Here is a 21,451-nt window from a genome sequence, read left to right as displayed (position 1 = left end):
CTGTCCTTATTCTAGTTTCGTTCCGGTTTCGTTTAAACGTATTGGAAAAAATAGCTGTTATTTTATTGTTGTTTCTATATCAGTTAGGAAGCGAAATAAGAACGTAATGTAAGCTGGGTAATGATAGCTGCACAACTATAGCTATTAGGTATATCGGTTTAATAATACACCCCCCTACTTATAGGCACTTTTTTAAAAAAAATATGACTAATAAGCATGAAACAGGGTGCTTATAGATATTTATTTGTAGCTTTCAATGACTCTATGAAATTCTTTATTATTTGTGGCTCTGTCGTAAGCTTCGTTTAATTTACTGATAATTTCAGGCAATACCGATTTTTTAGAAAAGCCAAAATACACTTCATTATGATGAATAATATATGGGTGAACTTTGTATTCATTACTATTGAGTAGATCTTTCTGGGCAGATACACCGCTATAGTTTTGGCCCAAAATTCCTATTATTCTGTCAGATTTCAATTTATTCAGATTAAATTCCTGAGAGAATACCACTTCAAATTTACCGTTAAATTCAGGGTCACTTTTCAGTTTTTCATGAAATTCTTTTCCATAAAAAGAGCCTTGTTGATATCCAACAATTCCGGGTAACTTTTTAAAATCCTCTAAAGAATTAATATCTATGGCTATATTCTTTTTCGTTAATAGCTGTGCAGTTTCGATGCTTTGCGGACCAATAAAATGAATGAATTTTTCTCTGTCTTTCGTTTTTGAAAGATTCATCATCATGTCAATTCCACCCGTCTTCAATAAATCTAATGATCGTGACCAGCTAATTGATTCGAAATCGCCTTTACATCCTACTTCATTTAGTAAAACATTCGCTAAGTCTACCGTTAAGCCAGACCATTCTCCAGAATCGTCCTTATAATATAAGGGTGGGATATTTGTCACACGTGCTTTTAGAATGCATGACTCTGCACTTGCTGAAGAAAGGTTGCTGATAGAGAAAAATAAGACGAGAAGAGTAACAACAACATTATTTATGAAGTTTTGTCTCATGTTCTCCTCCTTTCTGAATGACTATAAGATGAATATTAATGAATCTAGGTAACAAATATAACAGAATTAATGTTTTTCAAATTAACTTAAATCAACAATCCGCCTAACGGAGGGTAAAGGGCTTATTAATTAGTTTAATTGAACACGTTGTCCCCATGGGACTTGTCCTTTCCCTTTAATTAACCATACAACAGGGTAATTAGGCTCAGTAGGAAAGCTACCCTGTGCGTCTGTAAAATAAACCACGCAACCCGGTTGATTATCTTGCTGATGCACCCAGTTAAATACAGGTCTAAAATCAGTAGATCCGCCACCTGCAATAGTGTCTGGCAAGGTGACTTCTTCCCATGGTTCAAAGACTCTAGGAAAGCCATCCGCGATATCTGAATCACACGCTATCAGCGTTATTTTTGCGCGCATTTGACCTTTTATGGCATTAATTTCAGAGAGGCATTCGAGCAGTTCTTTATCGCTGACAGAACCACTCACGTCTAGTGCAACCAATACATTGATCTCTGAACTTCGTAATGTTGGAAAAATAGCCGGATCACCACGACGTGTGGAAGGTCGGGTATAGCTATAATCGTCACGCGCCATCGCTGTCATGTATCTGGCGAGTAACATCCGCCACGGTAAGTTTGGTTGTAATAATGTTTCAACCAGACGTTTCATCACGCCACTTAATTTACCCGCCTGTTGCGCTTGTTGCGCAGCACCTGCCATGCGCTGTTGCCATTGAATACTGAGTTCTTCTGCTTCTTGTTGATCTAATGGTGGTGGTGGCGCTTCAGCACCTCCTGCATTTTCATCAAATTCTTGTTGGCCGCTTCCTTCTGGATCTTTTTCTTCATCGCCTGAACTGCCTCCTCCGGACTTATCTTTGGTCGATTTTTCTTCTGGCGGCTTTGTACCTTCCTCTGTGTGATCTAGTGGATTATCGCTGCTATCTTGTCCACCTTCACTGAACTGGTCTTCTTTATCATAGAGATGTTGATCGAGCGTATCGCTCATATCGTTATCGTCGATTAAAGGATATATTTCTTCAGCCGTCATCCCTTCGTATTCTTTTAAATGCAAAATACCCGGTGGAGGAGTTAGGCCCTCGGCTAAAAGTATCGGGTTGATGGCATAATCACAGGCGAGATCCCAACGATGTTTGATACGATGTTCACGGCGCGCGAAATGAGATAACGCACAATGTAATGCTTCATGCGCGAGAATGAATTGTGTTTCAGCAGGGTTTAAAGCATCAATGAAATCAGGATTGTAATAGAACTTGCGTGCATCAGTGCCTGTAGTAGCGCACCAGGCAGGATCAGCCGCTTGAAGTGGTAATCTTAAGACCAAAGCGCCAAGAAAGGGTTTATCGAGTATTAATTTAGTTCGCGCGGCAGTAAGCTTGTTTTCAATGGCGTTAAGGTCAGACTGTTCTAAAGTATCAGTCATATAACATGATGTCGCCAATAGAACTCGCCCATTGGGAAAACTCGGGAACTGAAAATAACTCATCACCGACTGCGCGTAACATATCTGAAACCAGCATCACTCCCATTTCTTTTTGTCTAAAGGCTTTGGCGTAATTCAAAATATGGCCAAATACTTCGGCGGAGTTGCCAGCATCTTTGGATTTAATCGCTCGTCCAACTAAGGCACTGGCCACCGCGTATTGCAAATCAATTTCTTTTGGTGCTTTAACGTCTTCTCCCGTTAAAATAGCATCAAGATCTGGCATCTGGTCCATACTGTCGATAAATGCTTTTAACTCAACGCCAGCGGCAGGGCCAACACAGGCTTGTAAGGTGCCGAGCAGTACTTGAGGTGAGTCTGAAAACTTAATCAACGCATTATTTGCAAACTGCCAGGAACGTGGTGATGGAAATGCAACGGGATTATGCGCGGGATCAAAATCAAATAATAACTCCGGGCGAAAGCGTAAGAAGGCGATGATTTTTTCGCTGATGTCATTTTTATAGGCCCAGGCTACCCAATCATCCAGATTCACATCAACTTCATAATGAGAGAAGCGATTAGCTAGTGGTGAAGGCATGGTGTACGTCACGCCTCGATCACCTTGGCGGTTGCCTGCTGCAAAGATTGCCCAGCCATCGGGTACTTCATATTCACCTAATCTTCTATCTAAAATCAGTTGATAGGCTGCAGCAGAAACACTCGGTACAGCTGAAGTGATTTCATCGAGAAATAAAATGCCTTTTTCACCATGTTTCTCAATATTCGGTAACATCGATGGAATTGCCCATTCAACATTGCCACTGTCGTCATCTCGAAAAGGAATGCCACGAAGGTCACTCGGTTCCATTTGAGATAAGCGGATATCAATTACCGAAACCTGCTGACGATTTCCGATTTGGGCGATCAAATCAGATTTGCCAACCCCGGGAGGACCCCATAACATCACGGGTGTATGGCTTCCATCCTGAGCGCCAATGAATTCTTTATCGAGGACAGTATTTAATAAAGCTGGACGCATAACCTTTAATTTCTCGCTATTTGGACGTTGTTGATAGAGTGTTGGTAATTTGTTTTAAGTAGTGTAGACAATCCACTAATGCTTGAATACTCCTATTAAGCAATAGATTCATCAAATGTTTGAGATCATTTTCAAAGATATAAATAAAGGGATATATGCAGAACACATCAAAAAAAGATAAAATAAAGCTAACTAGATAATCTGGAAATATTATGTCTCAAGAAGTCGAGCACTTCACCAAGGAGAAACGCGTACTGGTAGCGATGCGTAAAACCTTATCAAGCATTGTCAAAGATGTTACCCCATCAAGTTCTGCAATCAAGTCACCACTTACAGAAACAACGATTGAAGATATTAAAATGTGTTTCGGTTTGATTGCTGCACGTGAACAGGAAATTGCGAAAGAAGCGGGTGTTGAACTCAATGAAAAACCTCACTTTACCGATGAGGCTTTCACTTCCAATGTAGTTTCTCTGGATTCTTTACAAATCACGATGAAAAGTAAAAGTGTGAGTAAAAGCTCAAACAAAAAGCCAGCTAAAAAAATATCTAAAAAATCAAATTATGATGATATCGACCCTACTGAAGAGGGTTTTGAATAATGGCCCAAAAAACATACGATGAGTACTCTACAGATGAGCTATTGCAACTAACACAAGGCGTTATGGGTTATTTGGATGGTTGGCAATTGTCCACTGAGCAGATGATTGCTGTGTTAGGCTTGAGTGATGATGCCAAGAATCGGCATTTACAAGGCTTTCGAATGGGAGAAAGAGCATTCCCTGAAAGCAGTGAACTGATGATTAGAATCGATCATATTATTGGAATCGCCGATGCGCTTAGAACTACGTTTCCGTTTAGCGATAAAATGCGCTTGATGTGGTTGCGTAAACCGCATAGACGTTTTCGTAAAAATACCCCTTTAGCTGTCATTATGCATGACGATTCTCCCAATGGTTTACTGAAAGTACGTATGGAAGTGGATTGTGCTTATGGCTACGCTATTTCTGAAGCGATGCAGGATGCGGCAAATAGTCGAAGTTAATTATTCGCTTAAGATATTTGATTTAGACAAGAGGCATAAAGAAAGTCACTGTGAGATAATCTCTTATCAAATGATATGAGTTTCACGAATGAACCAAGATGAATTATTAGCGCTAGATGCCAAACACCTTTGGCATCCGTATACGAGTTTTTCCAAACCCACCCCCGTACTTCCAGTTGCTTCTGCACAGGGTGTTTATATTGAATTGACTGATGGCACAAAGCTCATCGATGGAATGTCGTCGTGGTGGTCAACTATCCATGGTTACAATCATCCCGTTTTGAATCAAGCGTTAATCGATCAAACTCATAAAATGTCACACGTCATGTTTGGTGGTTTAACCCACGAACCTGCGGTGACTTTGGGTAAAAAGCTCGTGGATATCACCTGTGATAATTTACAACATGTGTTCCTGGCAGATTCAGGTTCAGTTGCGGTAGAAGTCGCGATTAAAATGGCACTTCAATATTGTTTTGCCCAAGGCCAAACACAAAAAACCAAACTACTTACTGCAAGAAACGGTTATTACGGCGATACATTTGGTGGCATGGCTGTGTGTGATCCCGTTAATGGCATGCACGAAATGTTTACAGGCGTATTACCTCAACACATCTTTGCCGAAGCACCGCAGACTTTAACTGAGAGTGGTGAAGAAGTTACCTGGAAGCCTGAATTCATATATGACTTCAAAACCAAGCTTAAACAAAATCACCAACAGATAGCGGCAGTTATCATCGAACCGATGGTGCAAAACGCAGGCGGAATGCGTTTTTATCACCCTGAATACTTGCAAGCTGTCCGAGAACTTTGTGACCAATACGATGTGCTATTAATTCTCGATGAAATTGCCACTGGCTTCGGTCGAACTGGAACTCTGTTTGCCTACGAGCAAGCCAATATCCAACCCGATATTCTAACGGTTGGTAAAGCACTTACAGGTGGCACCATGACATTAGCTGCCACACTAACATCCCGTAAAGTAGTTGATGGCATCGAAGCAGACGGCAAAGGTCTTTTAATGCATGGCCCAACCTTTATGGGTAACCCGCTCGCTTGTAGCGTCGCCAACGCCAGTATTGATCTGTTATTAAAATCCCCATGGCAAGATAGAGTTAACGCAATATCTGCACAACTCAAAGCCGAACTATCTCTTTGTAATCAATTAGACTGTGTAAAAGAAGTCCGGGTTAAAGGGGCGATTGGTGTCGTTGAATTGCATGAGCCGTTAGTTACAACATGGTCACAACCACGCTTTACAGAAAAAGGCGTTTGGTTAAGACCGTTTGGTAAATTGGTGTATTTGATGCCCGCTTATATTATGGAATCGGCTGAGCTTAGGGTTTTGACTTCTGCCATATATGATGTGCTTGGTGAATGGCAAAAAGAAAAAAACGCCTAAAAGTAGGGGGGTGATATAAATCGGTGGTGATAATAAACAGAGGGGTGACTTTACATAAAATTACAATCCAAAAACGTATTCCGTGCGTATATTTAACTATACTAAGATAAATGTTGTTTTATTTTAGATACTTAAATCAATGTTAAGATATAAAAATTCCATGAACCCCCCAAGGATGGATAAAATGTATAAGCTCGGTATCGTTGTAGTTTTTGCTTTTCTTATTAATGGTTGCACCTCTGCTCCACCATATTCTGATTCTGGCTATGTAGGTTCCGGTTCGTCGACCTATTATCGTCCCTACTACGATTCTTATTATTCCGATTATGATTATATTGGTTACAATCCATATTACTTTAATCGTTATCCCAATCGAAATACCAGGTCGTATACCACTAGATACAATGGCCATAAACATAAAAGTCGGAATAAACAGCATAATCGCAACCACATAAAACGAAATCATAACCGTGTTAAAAACGGTCATCCAAATCGTGTGCGAGGAAGTCAACCGAATAGAGTTAGTAATGGTCATCCAAACCGGGTACGTAATGGTAATACAAACAGAGTTAGAAGCGGACAACCTCACAAGATGAGAACAAGTGGAGTAAAGAGAAATCATACTAAACGCGATTATGCGAGGCAGCATAATCGCGCATCCAACTCTAATCGTAATCGTTCAAGATCTTCTAGTAATAGAAGACCATCGAGTTTCTTTAAAAAAACTACATATAAGTAGTGGGGTGTGAATTCAAGCGACGGTTGCAATCCAACATAATCATAAGTAAATCTAGCTTAGAATATACCTCTCACTAAAGTTATGTAACTCGTAATCATATTACTACGATATTGTAATTTGCTATACACCGTTTTTCATACGAAATTCTTTTCGTAAATTAAATAGAATAAGATTTCACTTTTACAAAAAGCTAACATTCTTCTTCTAAAATAATTTCTATATTTTCTTGATTTAAAGCAACTAAATTTCCAATAAATAAATTTTTTATTTAATTCTTAACAATTGTTAATTATTAAACTATATCAATAGTTTATATATGAACTGTCAGAGGCGAAATAGAAGTGTTCTGGTAAATCAGTTTTGTTAAACGTTCATTTAAATTTGAACATTAAATAAGGAAAATAGAGATGAAATTTAATTCTAAAATTAAATTGTATGCGACAGTTGGCTTGACTTTAGGTTTAGTTGTTGGTTGTGGAGGTGGTAGCAGTAGTGATGAATCCGATCCTGCACTAGCTGAGTTATCACCGGAGACGGGTGATATAATGGCTAATAATGTCTCAAAAGCTCTACCAGGCTGTACTTACACATCAGCGGATGCGGTTTTAGCCGCCCGTTCAAATGAAGATTTATTGGTGTTGTACAAAAGCACAATAGATGAGTACGCAAGTAAAGCTAAAGATGATTTAAGCGCTCGCACAATTAGTGCAAGAGATATTAATGAAGAATATCAAGGCAATTGTGCAGTACCAGGATCTTATTCTATTGTAGGAACACATGATGATGGTGTAGATGATGTGACATATACATTTACAAATTATTGCATACTTGTTGAAGGGGGTAGTTCAACTTTAAATGGCGTACTTGATGTTGATAATGTAGGGGTACCAAGCGATATAGGTCCCATCCCCCAGAATACTGCAGTTTCAACGGGTAGTAGTGGTCTTCAAATTGCAGAACAGACTGGAGAAGGTGCAATCTATAACCATGTAGCAAAAATTGATAATCTTCTATACAACTATGGTAATGGATTTGCGGATCCTATAGTAACTGCTCCTAATAAATTGGAAGCTAATTCCATAGTTATAGTTGATGGAAGAGATAATAAAGAATTTAATGTCTCTAATGTTAAAATCTCAGGATACACCGATGGGGTGAATGACATAATTAAAATAGAAGGAACGACTTATAAAGATCCTGATACTGGCTCTATCAATATTTCAACAACTGATCTTCAGATAGATGAAAACGGAGTTTTAATAAGTGGTTCAATTACTGCAACAGGTTCAGATGGTTCAACTATGGTGATGAATCCAAGTGCAACCGTAGATAATGCCTTCGATGTAGTTGTCGGTGAACAGATGTTAGGTGTTATGGATTGTTCAAACTTATCTTTAGATGACATCGTAGATAGTCAGTAATTTAAAGTTTAAGTTTAGTCAGATAAGCGTTTGATGAGTGGGGGTGTAGCTAGAGCGAGTAGCTCCTTAAGTTAATGGTGTTAAGTTACACTCCCTACTAATTTATAATAAGGATGTATTGTGCTAATAACAATTCTAAAATATGCAACCAGAAACATTCTTAGATCACGGATGCGGTCATTTTTTACACTCTTATCAATCATGCTTATTATTACTCTCTATACAGTTCTAACAAGTGTAGGAAATTCATTTACCTCTCAAATCAATAGAGTTACTAACCAACAAGATGTTGATATTGCGGTACAAGCAAGATATGCATCTTCACCAGTTTCATCAAAAATATCCTCTGCTATTGTGAATGAAATAACTAATTATAAATCTGTCAAAGATAGTGAATCGATTTTAATTAGTAAGAAACGAGTGAGGGGAGAATCATCGGTATTTCTTTTAGGAGTATCTAATTATTCTGTTTTTGCCCAAAGATTAGGTTTCAATATCATAGAAGGCAGACAGATATCTGATAAAAGCTCTGAACTTGTTATTGGGGATAAATTATCAAAGGTACTTAACTTAGGAATTGGGGATAAAATCAAACTCGACGGGGGTAATGAATATATCGTCACGGGTATTTACTCTAGTTGGTTAAATTTTTTAAATTCTGGAATAATTTTAGATCTAGAATTATCACAAAAACTGACAGGTAAGAAGGGCTTTTCGAGCTTACTTTTTTTGTCACTTAAAGATAGCAATGATACAAAGCGAGTTGTAAATCTGATTAATAATCAATTCCCTGAAATGAGGGCAATAGAAAGTTTACAGCTTCCTGATTATATGGGGCCGATAAAGAGTGTTTTTTTCTTTTCAAAAATTGTATCACTTTTAACCCTTGTTATTGCTGTTGCGGTTTTATTGAATACTTTTATTATGGCGATCAGTGAGCGTACGAAAGAAATAGGAATACTAAATGCCATCGGTTGGCCAAGGTCGTACATTATTTTTACAATTTTGATTGAATCATTACTTTTATCATTTGTTGGTGGAATATTAGGTTTTATTACAGCCTATCCAGTGATGTTTTATCTAAGAAATAAATTCACAACTGTATATATGTTTTTGCCAGATTCACCATCACCGGACATTTTTATTAATGTGATGTTTATATGCTTTTTGGTCGGTTTGATTAGTACAATTTTTCCTGCTGTTTATGGTACTCAAATACAAGTGTCTAAGGCGTTACATCATGAGTAGTTTAGTAACAGTAAAAGCAATTAATAAAATATATGAGGATGGTCTTATACGGGCATTAAATGGTGTAGATCTAGTGCTAGAACATGGAAAAATATATGCATTAATGGGGGCTTCCGGGTGTGGTAAGAGTTCTCTTCTAAATATAATAGGCACATTGGATAATGCCACTAGTGGCGACATCACTTATGAAGGTACTCATAAAGATGAAATCTTATCCATGTCTAAATTTAGGCAGGAATTTGTTGGTTTTGTTTTTCAGTTTCACCATCTTATTCCTGTTTTAACATTACGTGAAAATGTTGAATCGGCACTTTTACCTATACATCGATTTACTCTATTAGAAAGAAAAAACCTAGCCATGGAAAGCCTTGAAGAAATGGATATAGCACATTATGCGAATTCTTTTCCTGAAAAAATATCAGGTGGTGAACGCCAACGTGGTGCGATTGCAAGAGCATTAATAAATAAACCTAAATTATTATTAGCTGACGAACCTACCGGCAATGTTGATTCAAAGACAGCTAAAAAAATTCTTGTAAAAATGAGGGATTATGTATCTACATACAATTCTACTATATTAATTGCCACACATGATAAAGATGTCGCAGAGCTTGCTGACGTTGTAATCCAGATGAAAGATGGAAAAATTATTTTTATTGAGGAGAATTTATCTATAAACAATGGAAAATTAAAATCTAACTAAAATAATTAACAAATCTATTATTTTGCAGTCTTCATAAAATATTCTTCCTAGGTGTACATAAATGAAAAAATTAGTTCTTTTCTTATTAATACTCTTAAGTTTAGTCGGTTGTGGTTCAGGAAGCACTTCAAATCCAGTAACTAGAGATAATGTTACACAAGAGGATGTTGTGGATAGGTATGCCATTGATTATCTATCGAATAAATCTTATATTTTTTCAGCGATAAACCCTGATACAAGAGAACTAAGTTACCAGTCATTAGAACGATTTGATCTGATTTTTGTTGGTTATGATCTTTATAACTCAAGTTCTACAAATGATTACACCGATATTTTAGCAAGAGCAATTCCTGGTATTTATACACACATGCTTATGTACATAGGTAAAGATTCAGATGGGTTTGCTTATGCTGTAGAAATAAATTCTACTGAAAATCAGAGTTACACATTAGGTTTAGATGGTTTAAACATAGATGGTAACTTGTTTGTATATTGTTTAGGTGCAGATTTTGCTCAGCAAGAATGCCCCGAGGATAGATATATACATGGTTTAGAAAAATATGATTATATGTGGGCAAAACAGTTAGTCCCTGATTTAAAAAAATCTTTGTTTGAAAATGAAGCAGAATTAATATCAACCATTAAACAGCATTTAATCAATGAGTTTCCATCTCAAATCCCTTTTCATATAGGACCAGAAACAAAAATAACAAAAGTTATTCCACTTGTTGATGATGGACTAAAAAATGGTGCTGATTGCACAGCATATATTGTTTCTTTATTTGAGGAAGTTGCAGAGGTATGTCTTGATGATGTCAGAATTAATGCGGCTGAAGGAACAGCATATTATTTGGATGATCCAATAGGCCAAGAAACAATAATTCCTGAAGAATATAATATTTTTAGTGAAGGTGATCTGTATTTTTCTGAAGTACTAACGACGTATGGATATTCATTTGTAGATAATTTTCCCAGAAAAACATCTTGTCCAGATAGCAGGGAGGTTGTTGGTATACCTCTTCCAGATCTAGTATTTAATAGCCCTAGTTTAATGGACGTTCCCACAGTCGAATGACGCTAACATATAATTCTTCTTGAATTCCTACATAACTTAATCTTTATAGAGCTTTGGATTAAAGGTATCTCGTAAGAAGTCACCGAGTAAATTAATCACGATTACCAGTACAATTAAAAATGCTCCGGGAATCAAGGTAATCCACCACGATCCAGAGAATAAATACTGTTTGCCAATACTAATCAACGATCCAAGACTTGGTTCGGTTACTGGCATTCCTAGTCCAAGGAATGACAGACTGGCTTCGGTAATAATCGCATTGGCAATCTGAACCGTTGAGATTACGAATATAGGCGAAAGACAGTTAGGCAAAATATGTTTAAACATTATTCTGATAGGACTAAACCCCATTACTTTTGCTGCATCTACGTATTCTTTCTCTTTTTCTGCCAGCACACTGGAACGAACTGTTCTGGCGATTTGTGGCCATTCTGCGAGTCCAATGATTAAAATCAGTATTACCATCGCCCATTGATTAAACGCGTCGCTACCAAAGGCGCTTTGAACGATAGCCAGAATAATAATGGCAACCATCAACGTAGAAAAAGACAACTGCACATCTGCAATACGCATCAGTAAATTATCCGTTCTACCACCAACATAACCGGCAACAAGACCAATCGTAATACCGATTACTCCCTGTAGTAACACCGCAAGAATGCCAATCATCAAAGAGACACGCATACCATAAAGTATGGTGCTCCATAGATCACGACCTTGATCGTCTGTACCTAAAAGAAACCGTGGATCTCCACCTTGTTGCCAAACGGGTGGCATTTCAGAATCCATGATATCCAGAATCTGTAAATCATAAGGGTTATAAGGCGCTACTAATGGCGATAGGATTGCAAGTAGAACCAGTATGAGAAAAATAATAGTACTAATGATCGCTAGTTTATCGCGTTTAAAATGGTAGAAAAAATCAGACGCTAAAAAGCGCTGAAACTTTGAATCTTTGCTTGTAGAGTCATTCATTATTTACTTTTACCCAATAAATTAACCGTTGGGTTGATGACGCCGTAGAGCAAATCCACCAGCGTATTAACAACAACAAATAGAAAACCTACAAACATAATGTAAGCGACGATCAGGGGAATATCAGAACGATTTACCGCCTCTAAAAACATAAAGCCCATGCCCGGCCATTGAAAAACTGATTCTGTTAGAATCGTGTAAGCGACCATGATTCCGATCTGAACACCGCCTACAGTTATGACGGGTAACATGGTATTTTTTAAGGCATGTTTGAAATAGATTTTGCCTGCTTTCAAGCCTTTTGCTTTTGCAAATTTAACGTATTCAGAGCTTAACACTTCGAGCATTTCAGCTCTTACTAAGCGTATGAATAACGGCAACATGATGGATGACAAAGCGATTGCTGGCATGATGATATGCATGATGCCGTCTTTACTGAGGAAATTCGTTTCCCAATATCCAAACAGGTGAACGGTTTCGCCGCGGCCAAAAGATGGCATCCAACCGAGCTTTACTGAAAAAATGTAGATTAAAGCTAATGCAGTAAGGAACACGGGTATTGAAATACCCACGATACTTACCGCCATAATGAATTTACTAAACCAGTGTTTGGGTTTTATGGCGGAAAAAACACCCAGCGGGATAGAAAGAAAAATGATAATTAGCGACGCGGCAAAGGTAAGCTCCAGGGTCGCGGGTAGTTTCTTCAGGATAACTGTCATTGTCGGTAATTTATGGAAATAGGATGTACCTAAATCACCGTGTACTGCATCTTTAATAAATCGAAAATATTGAACTAAGAATGGATCATTCAAGCCCATTTCATCACGCATAACCTCTCTTTCTGCCTGCGATACTGATTGTCCTGTCATTTCCCGTAAAGGGTCACCTAATTTATCTTTAATAGAAAAACTCAGGAGGCTAATGATTAGCATCACAACGATGGCTTGTATAAACCGTTTAAGCAAAAATTGCAGCATAGTAGGGCGTGAATATTATTAGTGTAGTTAATAAAAAGCTGGGTAAGGTTGAAGCCTATACCCAGCATTAGTCATTAATTGTAAAAATTAATGGAGTCGATTGGTAAAACTAGTCAATAGCAAGATCGCCAATGTAAGGGAAGTTCATTGCATTTACGATCGGCTTGATGTTTACACCTTTACGCGAAGCCCATGCAAGATTCTGCCAATGTAGCGGGATAAAAGCAGCGTCATCATAAATCTGCTTTTCTATAGACTTCAACATAGCAGCACGCTTAGTATCGTCTGTTTCTTTGTTAGCTTTCATCGTTGTTTCATCAACCATTTTACTGCTGTAGTTTCCTGAGTTATAAGCACCCATACCGGTTTCTTTGTTAGGCGTCATAGCCAGGAATTCATAGAAGTTTGCGCTATCTTCTGTATCAGAATGCCAGCCGATCATCATCATGTCAGCTGCGCGCTTATCAAACTCAGGCCAGTACTGTGCTTTCGGCATGGTTTTAAGGTCAACTTTGATATTGATTTTAGATAGCATTGCAGCAACCGCCTGCGCGATTTTTTCATCATTTACATAACGGTTATTTGGCGCCATCATAGTTACCGAGAAACCATCTGGATAGCCAGATTCACTCATGAGCTGTTTAGCTTTTTCTAAATTAAAACGAGGCTTAAGGCTTTCGTTATAACCCAGGTAACCTTTAGGGCTCATCTGTCCGGCGGTGGTTGCAAAGCCTTTCATGATCTTTTGTACAATACCTTCATTGTTAACAGCGTATGTCATTGCCTGACGTACTTTCTGGTCTTTGAACTCTTTACGGCGTTCCTGATTAAGCTGAAAAGTTATTACACGAGTGCCAGCCATAGTCACCAATTGCACTTTGTCATTAGCTTCGATCTGACCAAACTCATTTGGTGCAACAGGTGCGATAAAGTCAACATCACCTGATAATAAAGCAGCAACACGGGTTTGGTTGTCTTTAATCGGCGTCAAAATGACCTGGCTAACATTACCTTTTGAGTCTTTATCCCAGTAATCGGCAAAACGATCAAATACCACTTTTACGCCTTGTTCACGAGATGTAACTTTGAAAGGACCTGTTCCCGAGGTATTGGATGAAGCAAAAGAAGCGCCGTCTTTAACGATTTCTGCTTTGTCTTTTCCATTCGCGTCTTTGCCTGCATAGAACTTACTATCCATTGGGAAGATGTAAGTCGCAGTGTGCATCACTAGTGGATAAGGTCCATCAGTTACTAGATCAATAGTATTATCATCAATAACGTTTAAGGCTTTAAAGTTCGAGAAAATACCTTTGAAATCTTTACTGGTTTTTAGACGATCAAACGTCCATTTAAAGTCAGCAGCTGTTAGCGTATTGCCCGAATGGAATTTAACCCCTTCACGCAGTTTAAAACGAACAGTATTTTCATCTGTACGTTCCCATGATGTCGCTAAACGTGGCTCAAAAGATAAATCCTGTGCCCAACGCACGAGTGGATCATGCGTCATGTGTGAGAGCTGTAACATACCGCCAGATAATTGTTCATGAATATCTAAACTGACAGGATCAGCGTCATACGCTAATTTAAGTGTTTTAGCAGTAGCTGGGTTTAGTACGAGTAAACTCGTCAGGAGAAGTCCGCTGACTTTTCCGATAAAACCAAGTTGTTTCTTCATGTTTTAACTCCCTATTTATTTTGATTAAGGTTTTTGGATAACTTAAAAGACTAAATAATTTTTAGACTTTATGAGTTTAGTACAGATTTTTGGAACTGCTTTTTAAATTGGACTATTAGTTTTGGACTTAAATCAGCACTTTAAATAAGCATGGCTAATATTGCTAATATAAATTTAAAGTTTAAATAGCCGAGTTAGCAGATGAGTCACTCGTAATATCATCAAAACGAGGCATTAGATCAAGCAATTCTTTAGTATATGTATCTTTAGGATGTTCAAACAGATCTTCAGTATCTTGAAGTTCAAGAATTTTACCTTGTCTCATAATGGCAACCCGATCACACATTTGGCGTATTACCGGTAAATCGTGACTAATGAAAAGCATGGTTAGACCTAATTCATCCTGTAAATCTTTTAGCAGATTAAGGATTTGAGCTTGAACAGATACATCAAGCGCGGATGTTGGCTCATCGCAGATAAGTAGGCGAGGGCGTGTAGCTAGTGCTCTCGCAATCGAGATTCTTTGGCGTTGACCACCTGAGAATTCGTGCGGGTATTTAACCCCGGATTTACGGCCTAAACCAACATGATCAAGCAGGTCACCCACAATCCCTTCTACATCTTTTTTATCGGCAAGATGATGGTACAAAATCGGTTCAGCAATAATGTCTTTGATATGCATTCGTGAATTGAGACTAGAATAAGGGTTTTGAAAAATCATTTGTAGACGTTGTCTAACAGACTTTATTTTTTCTTTGTCGGGATTGTTTATTAGCTCAACACCATCATAAACAATAGACCCAGAATCTGGCTGTTGTAAGCCTGCTATCATCCTGGCGATGGTAGATTTTCCAGAGCCACTTTCTCCTACCAATCCAAAAGATTCTCCTTGTTTTACGCTAAAGCTAACATCGTGAGTCGCTTGAAGACGTTTTTGATTCTTTTTGAAGAAGGCATCCTGAGTTAGAAAACTTAAATTGAGGTTTTTAATGACTAACAAGTCATCAGTATTATGATGCTGAGAACTCTGGCCTAGCCAGTGAGTGGTTACATCAATTGATTTTAAACCAGACGCTAAGCTCTCTATAGTCTCCACTAATGGAAATCTATCAACTTTTTTCCCTGCTAATGGCACAGCACTAATCAGGCTTTGGGTATAAGGGTGTTGTGGATTACCCAAAACATCCTTGGTAGCTCCGATTTCTACCAATTCTCCACGATAAAGAACGGCCACGCGATCTGTTACATTAGCAATAACACCCATATCGTGTGTGACTAACATACAACCCACTTGTAAATCGGTGCATAAATCCTGAATCAGTTTAAGTATTTGGTCCTGAACAGAGACATCGAGTGCAGTGGTTGGCTCATCGGCAATAATGAGATCGGGCTCACCAGATAAAGCAATAGCAATCACTACGCGTTGACGCATACCACCTGAAAATTGATGAGGGTACTGTTTGATTCTTACTTCAGGTTCAGGAATGCCTACTTTGTTTAGTAGTTCGATAGACCTCTCTAACGCTTCTTTGTAGCTAACATCAAGACAATTAATAATGGTTTCCACCATTTGATTTTCTATGGTGAATAGAGGATTCAATGATGTCATCGGGTCTTGAAAGATAAACCCGATCTTAGAGCCCCGAATCTTTCGAATTGCTTCGCCTTGAAGACCAGAGATAAACTTACCATTGAGAGTCACTTTACCGGATGAAACTCGACCGGGTTTACTTAATAACTGGACAATTCCGTTTCCAATTGTGGACTTTCCTGCACCGGATTCACCCACTAATCCAAGAATTTCTCCTGCATTAATAGTTAAACTAACGTTATCAACAGCAACTTCAGTGCCATGACGATTGGGGAATTCTATAGTAAGGTTTTCAATTTCTAAAAGTGACATTAACAGCTCAACTCATATTTAATATGAATTTAGTTTAGGACAGCTAATCAATTAAAACACAAAAAGAATCTTAAAAATGATGAGTTCATGAGATAAATCATGCTGATAGAGATTATTCTAATGTGATCTCAAATAGTTATAGACTAAAAAAGTGCCTAAAAGTAGGGGGGTGACTATTTATTACTCTAATAACAGGAATATCTGGAAAATATTGGATAACACTAAGTGTTATCCAAAAAAAGCCACAGCATAAACTGTGGCTTAAGTATTAAAACAACAAGTAACTTAACTTACTCAACATGTAACTCAATGCGTAACTACGTTTTTTAACTAGTTACATTTAGTACCTGTAGGACAACCTTCTTCGACAAATATTACGATTAATGCTGAATCAAGGTGCCCATTTTCATCCTTTATGTCATACCAGATATTTTCTGTACCGGTAAAGCCAGCAAAAGGTGTATATACGATTTGATTTCCACTAATGACTGCATTTCCGTTACTACCAGAATCTACCGCTATGATTTGTAAACCATCGCCGCCATCATTTGCAAGTGCATTTATGGTTATCGCTGTTCCTTTAGTCGTTGTTACATCATCTGATTCAGCATCGATAGTGGAAGTACCTGTAACACCTTCCACATTAACGATAACATCACCAGTAGCTGTATGTCCTTTTTTATCAGAGATGGTATAACTTAGGCTATCAACACCTGTATCACCTTTACCACAGGTATTTAAAGGAGTGTAAACAATGCTGTTACCTGAAACTGTAGCAGTACCCAGGTTTGCACCGGTTACGCTAACTAACTCCAATGTATCACCATCTGGATCTGTATCATTACCTAAAACATCAATAGTGATAACACTACAACCTGTTGTTGCTGTGTCTTTTACGGCATTAGGTGCTTTGTTAACCGCTGTTACAATAACAGTTTCAGTAGCCGTTGCCGTTCCGCCATTACCATCAGAGATAGTGTACTGGAATTTATCTGACCCAGAGAAACCAGCTTTTGGTGTGTAAACTATAGTTTGACCCTTAATAACTGCTGCACCGTTTGCAGGTTTATCTACATTAGTAATGGTCAAGTTATCACCATCAGGGTCAGAATCATTAGAAAGGGTAGCTAATGTCACTGCAGTTGCTTCCGGTGTAGTAGTGGAATCATCTTTAGCAATCGGTGCTTTATTAGGCACAACTACTGCCTTAATGGTAATAGTTTCAATTGCTGTTGCAGTGCCACCTTTACCATCCGAAATAAAGTAGGTGAAAGAGTCCTCTCCAACAAATCCTGCTTCTGGTGTATACACTATCTTATCGCCATTAATTACCGCTTTACCATTAGATGGATTACCTATGCTGGTGATTGTGAGTGTGTCTCCATCAGGATCAGAATCATTTGATAAAGTATTCAAGGTTACTGGGGTGTCTTGATTTGTTGTTACAGAGTCATCCTTGGCAACGGGCATTTTATTCGGCTCAACTACTGCAGTTATTGTAACTGTTTCAGTTGCTGTTGCAGTGTTGCCTTTGCCATCTGAAATAGTGTAGCTAAATGAATCCTGACCGACATAACCATTATCAGGTGTATATATGATTTGATTACCACTGATTTCGGCAGAACCATGAGAAGGAGAACCAACAGCTGTGATTGTTAAAGTATCATTCTCTGGGTCGGAATCATTCGTTAAGCTATTAAAACTTACCGGAGTATTCTGTAATGTTGTTTTATTATCATCCACGGCAACAGGAGCTGAGTTAGCAGCAGGGTCGACAACGACAGTCACTGTTGCTGTATCTGAGCCGCCGCTACCGTCTGAAACTGTGTATGTGAATTTATCATCAATATCACAAGCTGCACCGTTAGAGGTATAGATCAGAGTGCCATTAGATCCTTGAGTTACCGAACCATTGGCTGGCTGTGTGAAACTGCTGACAGATAAGGTGTTTCCATCGGTGTCGGTATCATTCGATAACACATTGATCACAACGTCATCATTACAAGCCACTTTACTAGCATCATTGACCGCATTCGGTATTGCGTTACCAGAGGCTGTAACAATTACTGTTTCAGTCGCTGTTGCAGTATTGCCATTGCCATCAGATATTGTGTATGTGAATGTTTCAGTACCAACAAAATCAGTATCCGGAGTGTATATGATTTCTCCACCACGAATGACTGCGGTTCCATTTTGTGGGTTGCTTACGTTTGATATTGTTAAAGCATCACCGTCTGGGTCTGTATCATTAGATAAGGTAGTCAGTGTCACTGCTTGATTGACAGGCGTAGTTGCATTGTCATCTGTCGCTACTGGTGCAGAGTTGGTAGGATTTGTAGAACCTGTGATCGTAATCGTTTCAGTCGCTGTTGCATTGCCGCCATTACCGTCGGAAATGGTGTATGTAAAGCTGTCAGTACCGACATAACCAGCATCTGGCGTATAAATAATCTGACCACCTCTGATAACTGCCGTACCATGTGCTGGGTCACTGACATTGGTAATGGTTAATGTATCATTTTCAGGGTCTGAATCATTATCTAGAATATTAAGTGTAACGGCTTGTCCCATTTGTGTCGGTGTAGTTTCGCCCACAGCAATAGGTGCTGAATTTTCAGGTTTTTTAACGGTTACTGTTACCGTAGCGGTGTCAACATTGCCACTAGGATCTTTAACTTCATAAGTAAACTTGTCAGTACCATAGAAGCCCGGGTTTGGGGTATATACCAACTTGCCATTTACAATCGAAACCACACCATTAGCAGCTGCAGCTACGACACGAGTAATAGTCGCATCGGCATCATCGTTGCTGAGCACATCGATAGTCACTGCTTCGCCTTCTTCTGTTGCACTTACTTCATTTGCTGCGACTACTTTATCATCAGCTTCAACCGAGATTGTTACAGTTGCTGTATCTGTTCCACCATTTCCATCAGAAATCGTATAAGTGAATTGATCATCAACACCACAACCACCGCCATTAGCCGTATAAATGAGTTCGTTATTCGCTCCACGACTAACCGTACCGTTTGAAGGCTGGGTAAAGCTTGTTACATTTAATGTGTCGTTATTGACATCTGTATCGTTAGCAAGAACATTAATTGCTACTGATTGACCACATTCTACTTTTGTCGAATCATTAGTCGCGACTGGGCCTTGATTGCCAGGGGTAGTCGTAGAACCTTCGGTAGTTTGATAAGTATTAACACTTCTATCGTGCTTAATATTATTGTGAAGCGCACGGGTAATCCAGGCCGGTGAATTTTTGATTGTTTCGGTTTTCCAGATAACGCGTGGTGTTCCTGGTTGTCCGCTATCAATCATGACATTTTTTGTGCCATTGGGAACATTTTTGAAACCACTGACTACTTGACGGGTGCCTGTTTGTACTCTTTGTTGTGCCGTTTTGTCTTCAACATAACGCTGGGATTCTGTAACGTATTCGATATCGACACGTCGATTTTTGAACCCTTGTCCTGGTACGTTAGGATATTTGGGATGAGCTTTACCTAAACCACGAGAAACCAGATGATCAGGGTTGAAACCGTTTTTAATTAAGAATTTCTTTACAGAATTTGCACGTTTCTCAGATAAAATCTGGTCATATACGGCATCACCTAAACCGCAGGTATTACCAGTGATTCGGATATTACCCTTATAACCTGTTTTACGAATTTCTGCAGCGACTTGAAGTAAACGGGTTTTTGCAGAAGGAATTAATTTAGAACTATTGAGTTTAAAGAACGTTTGTCCTTCAAGTTCCATAGTGCTTTTAACTAAACGTTTTTTGCCGGTGCCAACGTTTTTATTTCCATAAACAGGGACTGTTTTGTAAGTCGGTACACGTTTATATTGTGTGCGTTGTTCATAACGAGGTGGTGTTGCTTTCCCCGGTACTTCTACACGAACTCGACGAGTTGTCGATTCGGCGCGGAATGCACTTCCAAAGTCGTAACGATAGCCAACACGTCCGCTTACATCTGCATCTGAGCTTCCACCATCATTATAACCACCGCTGCGTTTAGAGCCTGAAACATCAACGGATACACTGTGGCCTGTTCCCTGGAAGAATTTTTCTAATCCAGCAGATAAAGTAGTATTGCGAGCATCTTTCTCTCCAGCGCCAACTTTATCACTCCATTCATGATCTAATCCGGCACGTACACGCACATTAGCATCAGGAATAAATTTACCGATAGTTCCACCTACACCGTAATCATAGGCACGATCGCTTACTATTTTACCATCAACAGGTCTTGAATCTTTTCGACCAGATAAACCTTTACTTACGTGTGCATCCCAGAATAAGTTCTGATTTTCACGACCATAACCGACAGTAGCTTTATCATGACCTGCTTCGTTTTTATCGTATGCTGCAAATATTTTATTTACGTGTGAAGCATTGCCCAATTTATCGCGTGAGACCCAGTTATGATTAACTTGAACGCCGCGATCTAATAAGCCTTTGTCCTCACCTTCTATATCATAACCTGCCCAGAGTCCAACTCCAGTACTGTGGTTTTGACCTTCTGAAATTACCTGATTAAATTCTACATCGACGTCGCCGTCATCTGTAACACCAGCTCCAATACTGGTTCTACCACCTACATATTCATGGTTTGCCCGGCTTACTTGTCTGGCATCTTCATAATGGCCATCTTGATATTGTTGTGATGCTGATGGTGCAGCAAATGAAGGTGATGTAAGAACTGCAGCTGAACTGAAGACGAACGGAAGGAACGCCCACGTGTAAGTGGTAAACTTTTTAGACATTATTAAT

At 38.8% G+C, this 21,451-nt stretch carries 16 protein-coding genes; 7 read left to right on the top strand and 9 right to left on the bottom strand.

All coding sequences use genetic code 11. From position 1 onward, the window contains the following. Nucleotides 1-240: 240 nt before the first annotated feature. From Q1A31_RS03850 to Q1A31_RS03840, 3 genes are all read right to left on the bottom strand, one after another. Nucleotides 241-1,020, bottom strand: a complete 780-nt coding sequence (locus Q1A31_RS03850) for an ABC transporter substrate-binding protein (RefSeq protein ID WP_299872618.1) — start codon at nucleotides 1,018-1,020, stop codon at nucleotides 241-243. A 129-nt stretch (nucleotides 1,021-1,149) separates the two neighbouring features. Next, the gene (locus tag Q1A31_RS03845) at nucleotides 1,150-2,466 is read right to left on the bottom strand and encodes a VWA-like domain-containing protein (protein WP_299872615.1); all 1,317 of its coding nucleotides are present in this window, start codon (nucleotides 2,464-2,466) and stop codon (nucleotides 1,150-1,152) included. Further along, the gene (locus Q1A31_RS03840) at nucleotides 2,459-3,508 is read right to left on the bottom strand and encodes an AAA family ATPase (protein ID WP_299872612.1); all 1,050 of its coding nucleotides are present in this window, start codon (nucleotides 3,506-3,508) and stop codon (nucleotides 2,459-2,461) included. The genes Q1A31_RS03845 and Q1A31_RS03840 overlap by 8 nt, the downstream gene beginning before the upstream one ends. A gap of 212 nt (nucleotides 3,509-3,720) precedes the next feature. Between Q1A31_RS03840 and Q1A31_RS03835 the strand changes: the two genes are divergently transcribed. The 3 genes from Q1A31_RS03835 to bioA all read left to right on the top strand — a co-directional run bounded on the left by Q1A31_RS03835 (nucleotide 3,721) and on the right by bioA (nucleotide 5,952). Beyond that, nucleotides 3,721-4,110 (top strand): hypothetical protein, encoded by a 390-nt coding sequence (locus Q1A31_RS03835; RefSeq protein WP_299872609.1) that lies wholly within the window; start codon nucleotides 3,721-3,723, stop codon nucleotides 4,108-4,110. Next, nucleotides 4,110-4,553 carry a DUF2384 domain-containing protein gene (locus Q1A31_RS03830; RefSeq protein ID WP_299872606.1) on the top strand — a complete coding sequence of 148 codons (444 nt, stop codon included), beginning with the start codon at nucleotides 4,110-4,112 and terminating at the stop codon, nucleotides 4,551-4,553. The genes Q1A31_RS03835 and Q1A31_RS03830 overlap by 1 nt, the downstream gene beginning before the upstream one ends. Nucleotides 4,554-4,641: 88 nt before the next feature. Then, nucleotides 4,642-5,952, top strand: a complete 1,311-nt coding sequence (gene bioA / locus Q1A31_RS03825) for an adenosylmethionine--8-amino-7-oxononanoate transaminase (RefSeq protein WP_299872603.1) — start codon at nucleotides 4,642-4,644, stop codon at nucleotides 5,950-5,952. A 142-nt stretch (nucleotides 5,953-6,094) separates the two neighbouring features. Here bioA and Q1A31_RS03820 read toward each other — a convergent pair whose 3' ends face one another. Continuing rightward, nucleotides 6,095-6,439 (bottom strand): hypothetical protein, encoded by a 345-nt coding sequence (locus tag Q1A31_RS03820; protein ID WP_299872601.1) that lies wholly within the window; start codon nucleotides 6,437-6,439, stop codon nucleotides 6,095-6,097. 659 nt (nucleotides 6,440-7,098) lie between these two features. Here Q1A31_RS03820 and Q1A31_RS03815 point away from each other — a divergent pair. From Q1A31_RS03815 to Q1A31_RS03800, 4 genes are all read left to right on the top strand, one after another. Then, entirely contained in the window at nucleotides 7,099-8,112 is a 1,014-nt protein-coding gene (locus Q1A31_RS03815) for a hypothetical protein (RefSeq protein WP_299872598.1), read from the top strand. Between the two features lie 171 nt (nucleotides 8,113-8,283). Beyond that, on the top strand, nucleotides 8,284-9,360 hold the full coding sequence (locus Q1A31_RS03810; protein WP_299872595.1) for an FtsX-like permease family protein: 1,077 nt from the start codon (nucleotides 8,284-8,286) through the stop codon (nucleotides 9,358-9,360). Next, nucleotides 9,353-10,063: an ABC transporter ATP-binding protein gene (locus Q1A31_RS03805; RefSeq protein ID WP_299872592.1), complete on the top strand. Its 711-nt coding sequence runs from the start codon at nucleotides 9,353-9,355 to the stop codon at nucleotides 10,061-10,063. The genes Q1A31_RS03810 and Q1A31_RS03805 overlap by 8 nt, the downstream gene beginning before the upstream one ends. Nucleotides 10,064-10,124: 61 nt before the next feature. Continuing rightward, entirely contained in the window at nucleotides 10,125-11,138 is a 1,014-nt protein-coding gene (locus tag Q1A31_RS03800) for a hypothetical protein (RefSeq protein WP_299872589.1), read from the top strand. Nucleotides 11,139-11,174: 36 nt separating this feature from the next. Here Q1A31_RS03800 and Q1A31_RS03795 read toward each other — a convergent pair whose 3' ends face one another. From Q1A31_RS03795 to Q1A31_RS03775, 5 genes are all read right to left on the bottom strand, one after another. Beyond that, entirely contained in the window at nucleotides 11,175-12,113 is a 939-nt protein-coding gene (locus tag Q1A31_RS03795) for an ABC transporter permease (RefSeq protein WP_299872586.1), read from the bottom strand. Next, nucleotides 12,113-13,093, bottom strand: a complete 981-nt coding sequence (locus Q1A31_RS03790; protein ID WP_299872583.1) for an ABC transporter permease — start codon at nucleotides 13,091-13,093, stop codon at nucleotides 12,113-12,115. Before Q1A31_RS03790 ends, Q1A31_RS03795 begins: the two co-directional genes overlap by 1 nt. 109 nt (nucleotides 13,094-13,202) lie before the next feature. Then, entirely contained in the window at nucleotides 13,203-14,768 is a 1,566-nt protein-coding gene (locus Q1A31_RS03785) for an ABC transporter substrate-binding protein (RefSeq protein ID WP_299872580.1), read from the bottom strand. 181 nt (nucleotides 14,769-14,949) lie between these two features. After that, nucleotides 14,950-16,671, bottom strand: coding sequence for an ABC transporter ATP-binding protein (locus Q1A31_RS03780; RefSeq protein ID WP_299872577.1), 1,722 nt, complete (start codon nucleotides 16,669-16,671; stop codon nucleotides 14,950-14,952). 330 nt (nucleotides 16,672-17,001) lie between these two features. After that, nucleotides 17,002-21,444: an Ig-like domain-containing protein gene (locus tag Q1A31_RS03775; RefSeq protein WP_299872574.1), complete on the bottom strand. Its 4,443-nt coding sequence runs from the start codon at nucleotides 21,442-21,444 to the stop codon at nucleotides 17,002-17,004. Nucleotides 21,445-21,451 lie beyond the last annotated feature (7 nt).

Source organism: uncultured Cocleimonas sp., assembly GCF_947495625.1.
Classification (GTDB): Bacteria; Pseudomonadota; Gammaproteobacteria; order Thiotrichales; family Thiotrichaceae; genus Cocleimonas.
The sequence above is the reverse complement of the archived record's forward strand: the minus strand, read 5'-3'. Positions and strand labels throughout refer to the sequence as shown.

What these genes read in the sequence shown, in the direction of transcription:
- Q1A31_RS03850 (WP_299872618.1), bottom strand. Translation starts at nt 1,020, where the DNA reads ATGAGACAAAACTTCATAAATAATGTTGTTGTTACTCTTCTCGTCTTA.
- Q1A31_RS03845 (WP_299872615.1), bottom strand. Translation starts at nt 2,466, where the DNA reads ATGACTGATACTTTAGAACAGTCTGACCTTAACGCCATTGAAAACAAG.
- Q1A31_RS03840 (WP_299872612.1), bottom strand. Translation starts at nt 3,508, where the DNA reads ATGCGTCCAGCTTTATTAAATACTGTCCTCGATAAAGAATTCATTGGC.
- Q1A31_RS03835 (WP_299872609.1), top strand. Translation starts at nt 3,721, where the DNA reads ATGTCTCAAGAAGTCGAGCACTTCACCAAGGAGAAACGCGTACTGGTA.
- Q1A31_RS03830 (WP_299872606.1), top strand. Translation starts at nt 4,110, where the DNA reads ATGGCCCAAAAAACATACGATGAGTACTCTACAGATGAGCTATTGCAA.
- bioA (WP_299872603.1), top strand. Translation starts at nt 4,642, where the DNA reads ATGAACCAAGATGAATTATTAGCGCTAGATGCCAAACACCTTTGGCAT.
- Q1A31_RS03820 (WP_299872601.1), bottom strand. Translation starts at nt 6,439, where the DNA reads ATGACCGTTTTTAACACGGTTATGATTTCGTTTTATGTGGTTGCGATT.
- Q1A31_RS03815 (WP_299872598.1), top strand. Translation starts at nt 7,099, where the DNA reads ATGAAATTTAATTCTAAAATTAAATTGTATGCGACAGTTGGCTTGACT.
- Q1A31_RS03810 (WP_299872595.1), top strand. Translation starts at nt 8,284, where the DNA reads ATGCGGTCATTTTTTACACTCTTATCAATCATGCTTATTATTACTCTC.
- Q1A31_RS03805 (WP_299872592.1), top strand. Translation starts at nt 9,353, where the DNA reads ATGAGTAGTTTAGTAACAGTAAAAGCAATTAATAAAATATATGAGGAT.
- Q1A31_RS03800 (WP_299872589.1), top strand. Translation starts at nt 10,125, where the DNA reads ATGAAAAAATTAGTTCTTTTCTTATTAATACTCTTAAGTTTAGTCGGT.
- Q1A31_RS03795 (WP_299872586.1), bottom strand. Translation starts at nt 12,113, where the DNA reads ATGAATGACTCTACAAGCAAAGATTCAAAGTTTCAGCGCTTTTTAGCG.
- Q1A31_RS03790 (WP_299872583.1), bottom strand. Translation starts at nt 13,093, where the DNA reads ATGCTGCAATTTTTGCTTAAACGGTTTATACAAGCCATCGTTGTGATG.
- Q1A31_RS03785 (WP_299872580.1), bottom strand. Translation starts at nt 14,768, where the DNA reads ATGAAGAAACAACTTGGTTTTATCGGAAAAGTCAGCGGACTTCTCCTG.
- Q1A31_RS03780 (WP_299872577.1), bottom strand. Translation starts at nt 16,671, where the DNA reads ATGTCACTTTTAGAAATTGAAAACCTTACTATAGAATTCCCCAATCGT.
- Q1A31_RS03775 (WP_299872574.1), bottom strand. Translation starts at nt 21,444, where the DNA reads ATGTCTAAAAAGTTTACCACTTACACGTGGGCGTTCCTTCCGTTCGTC.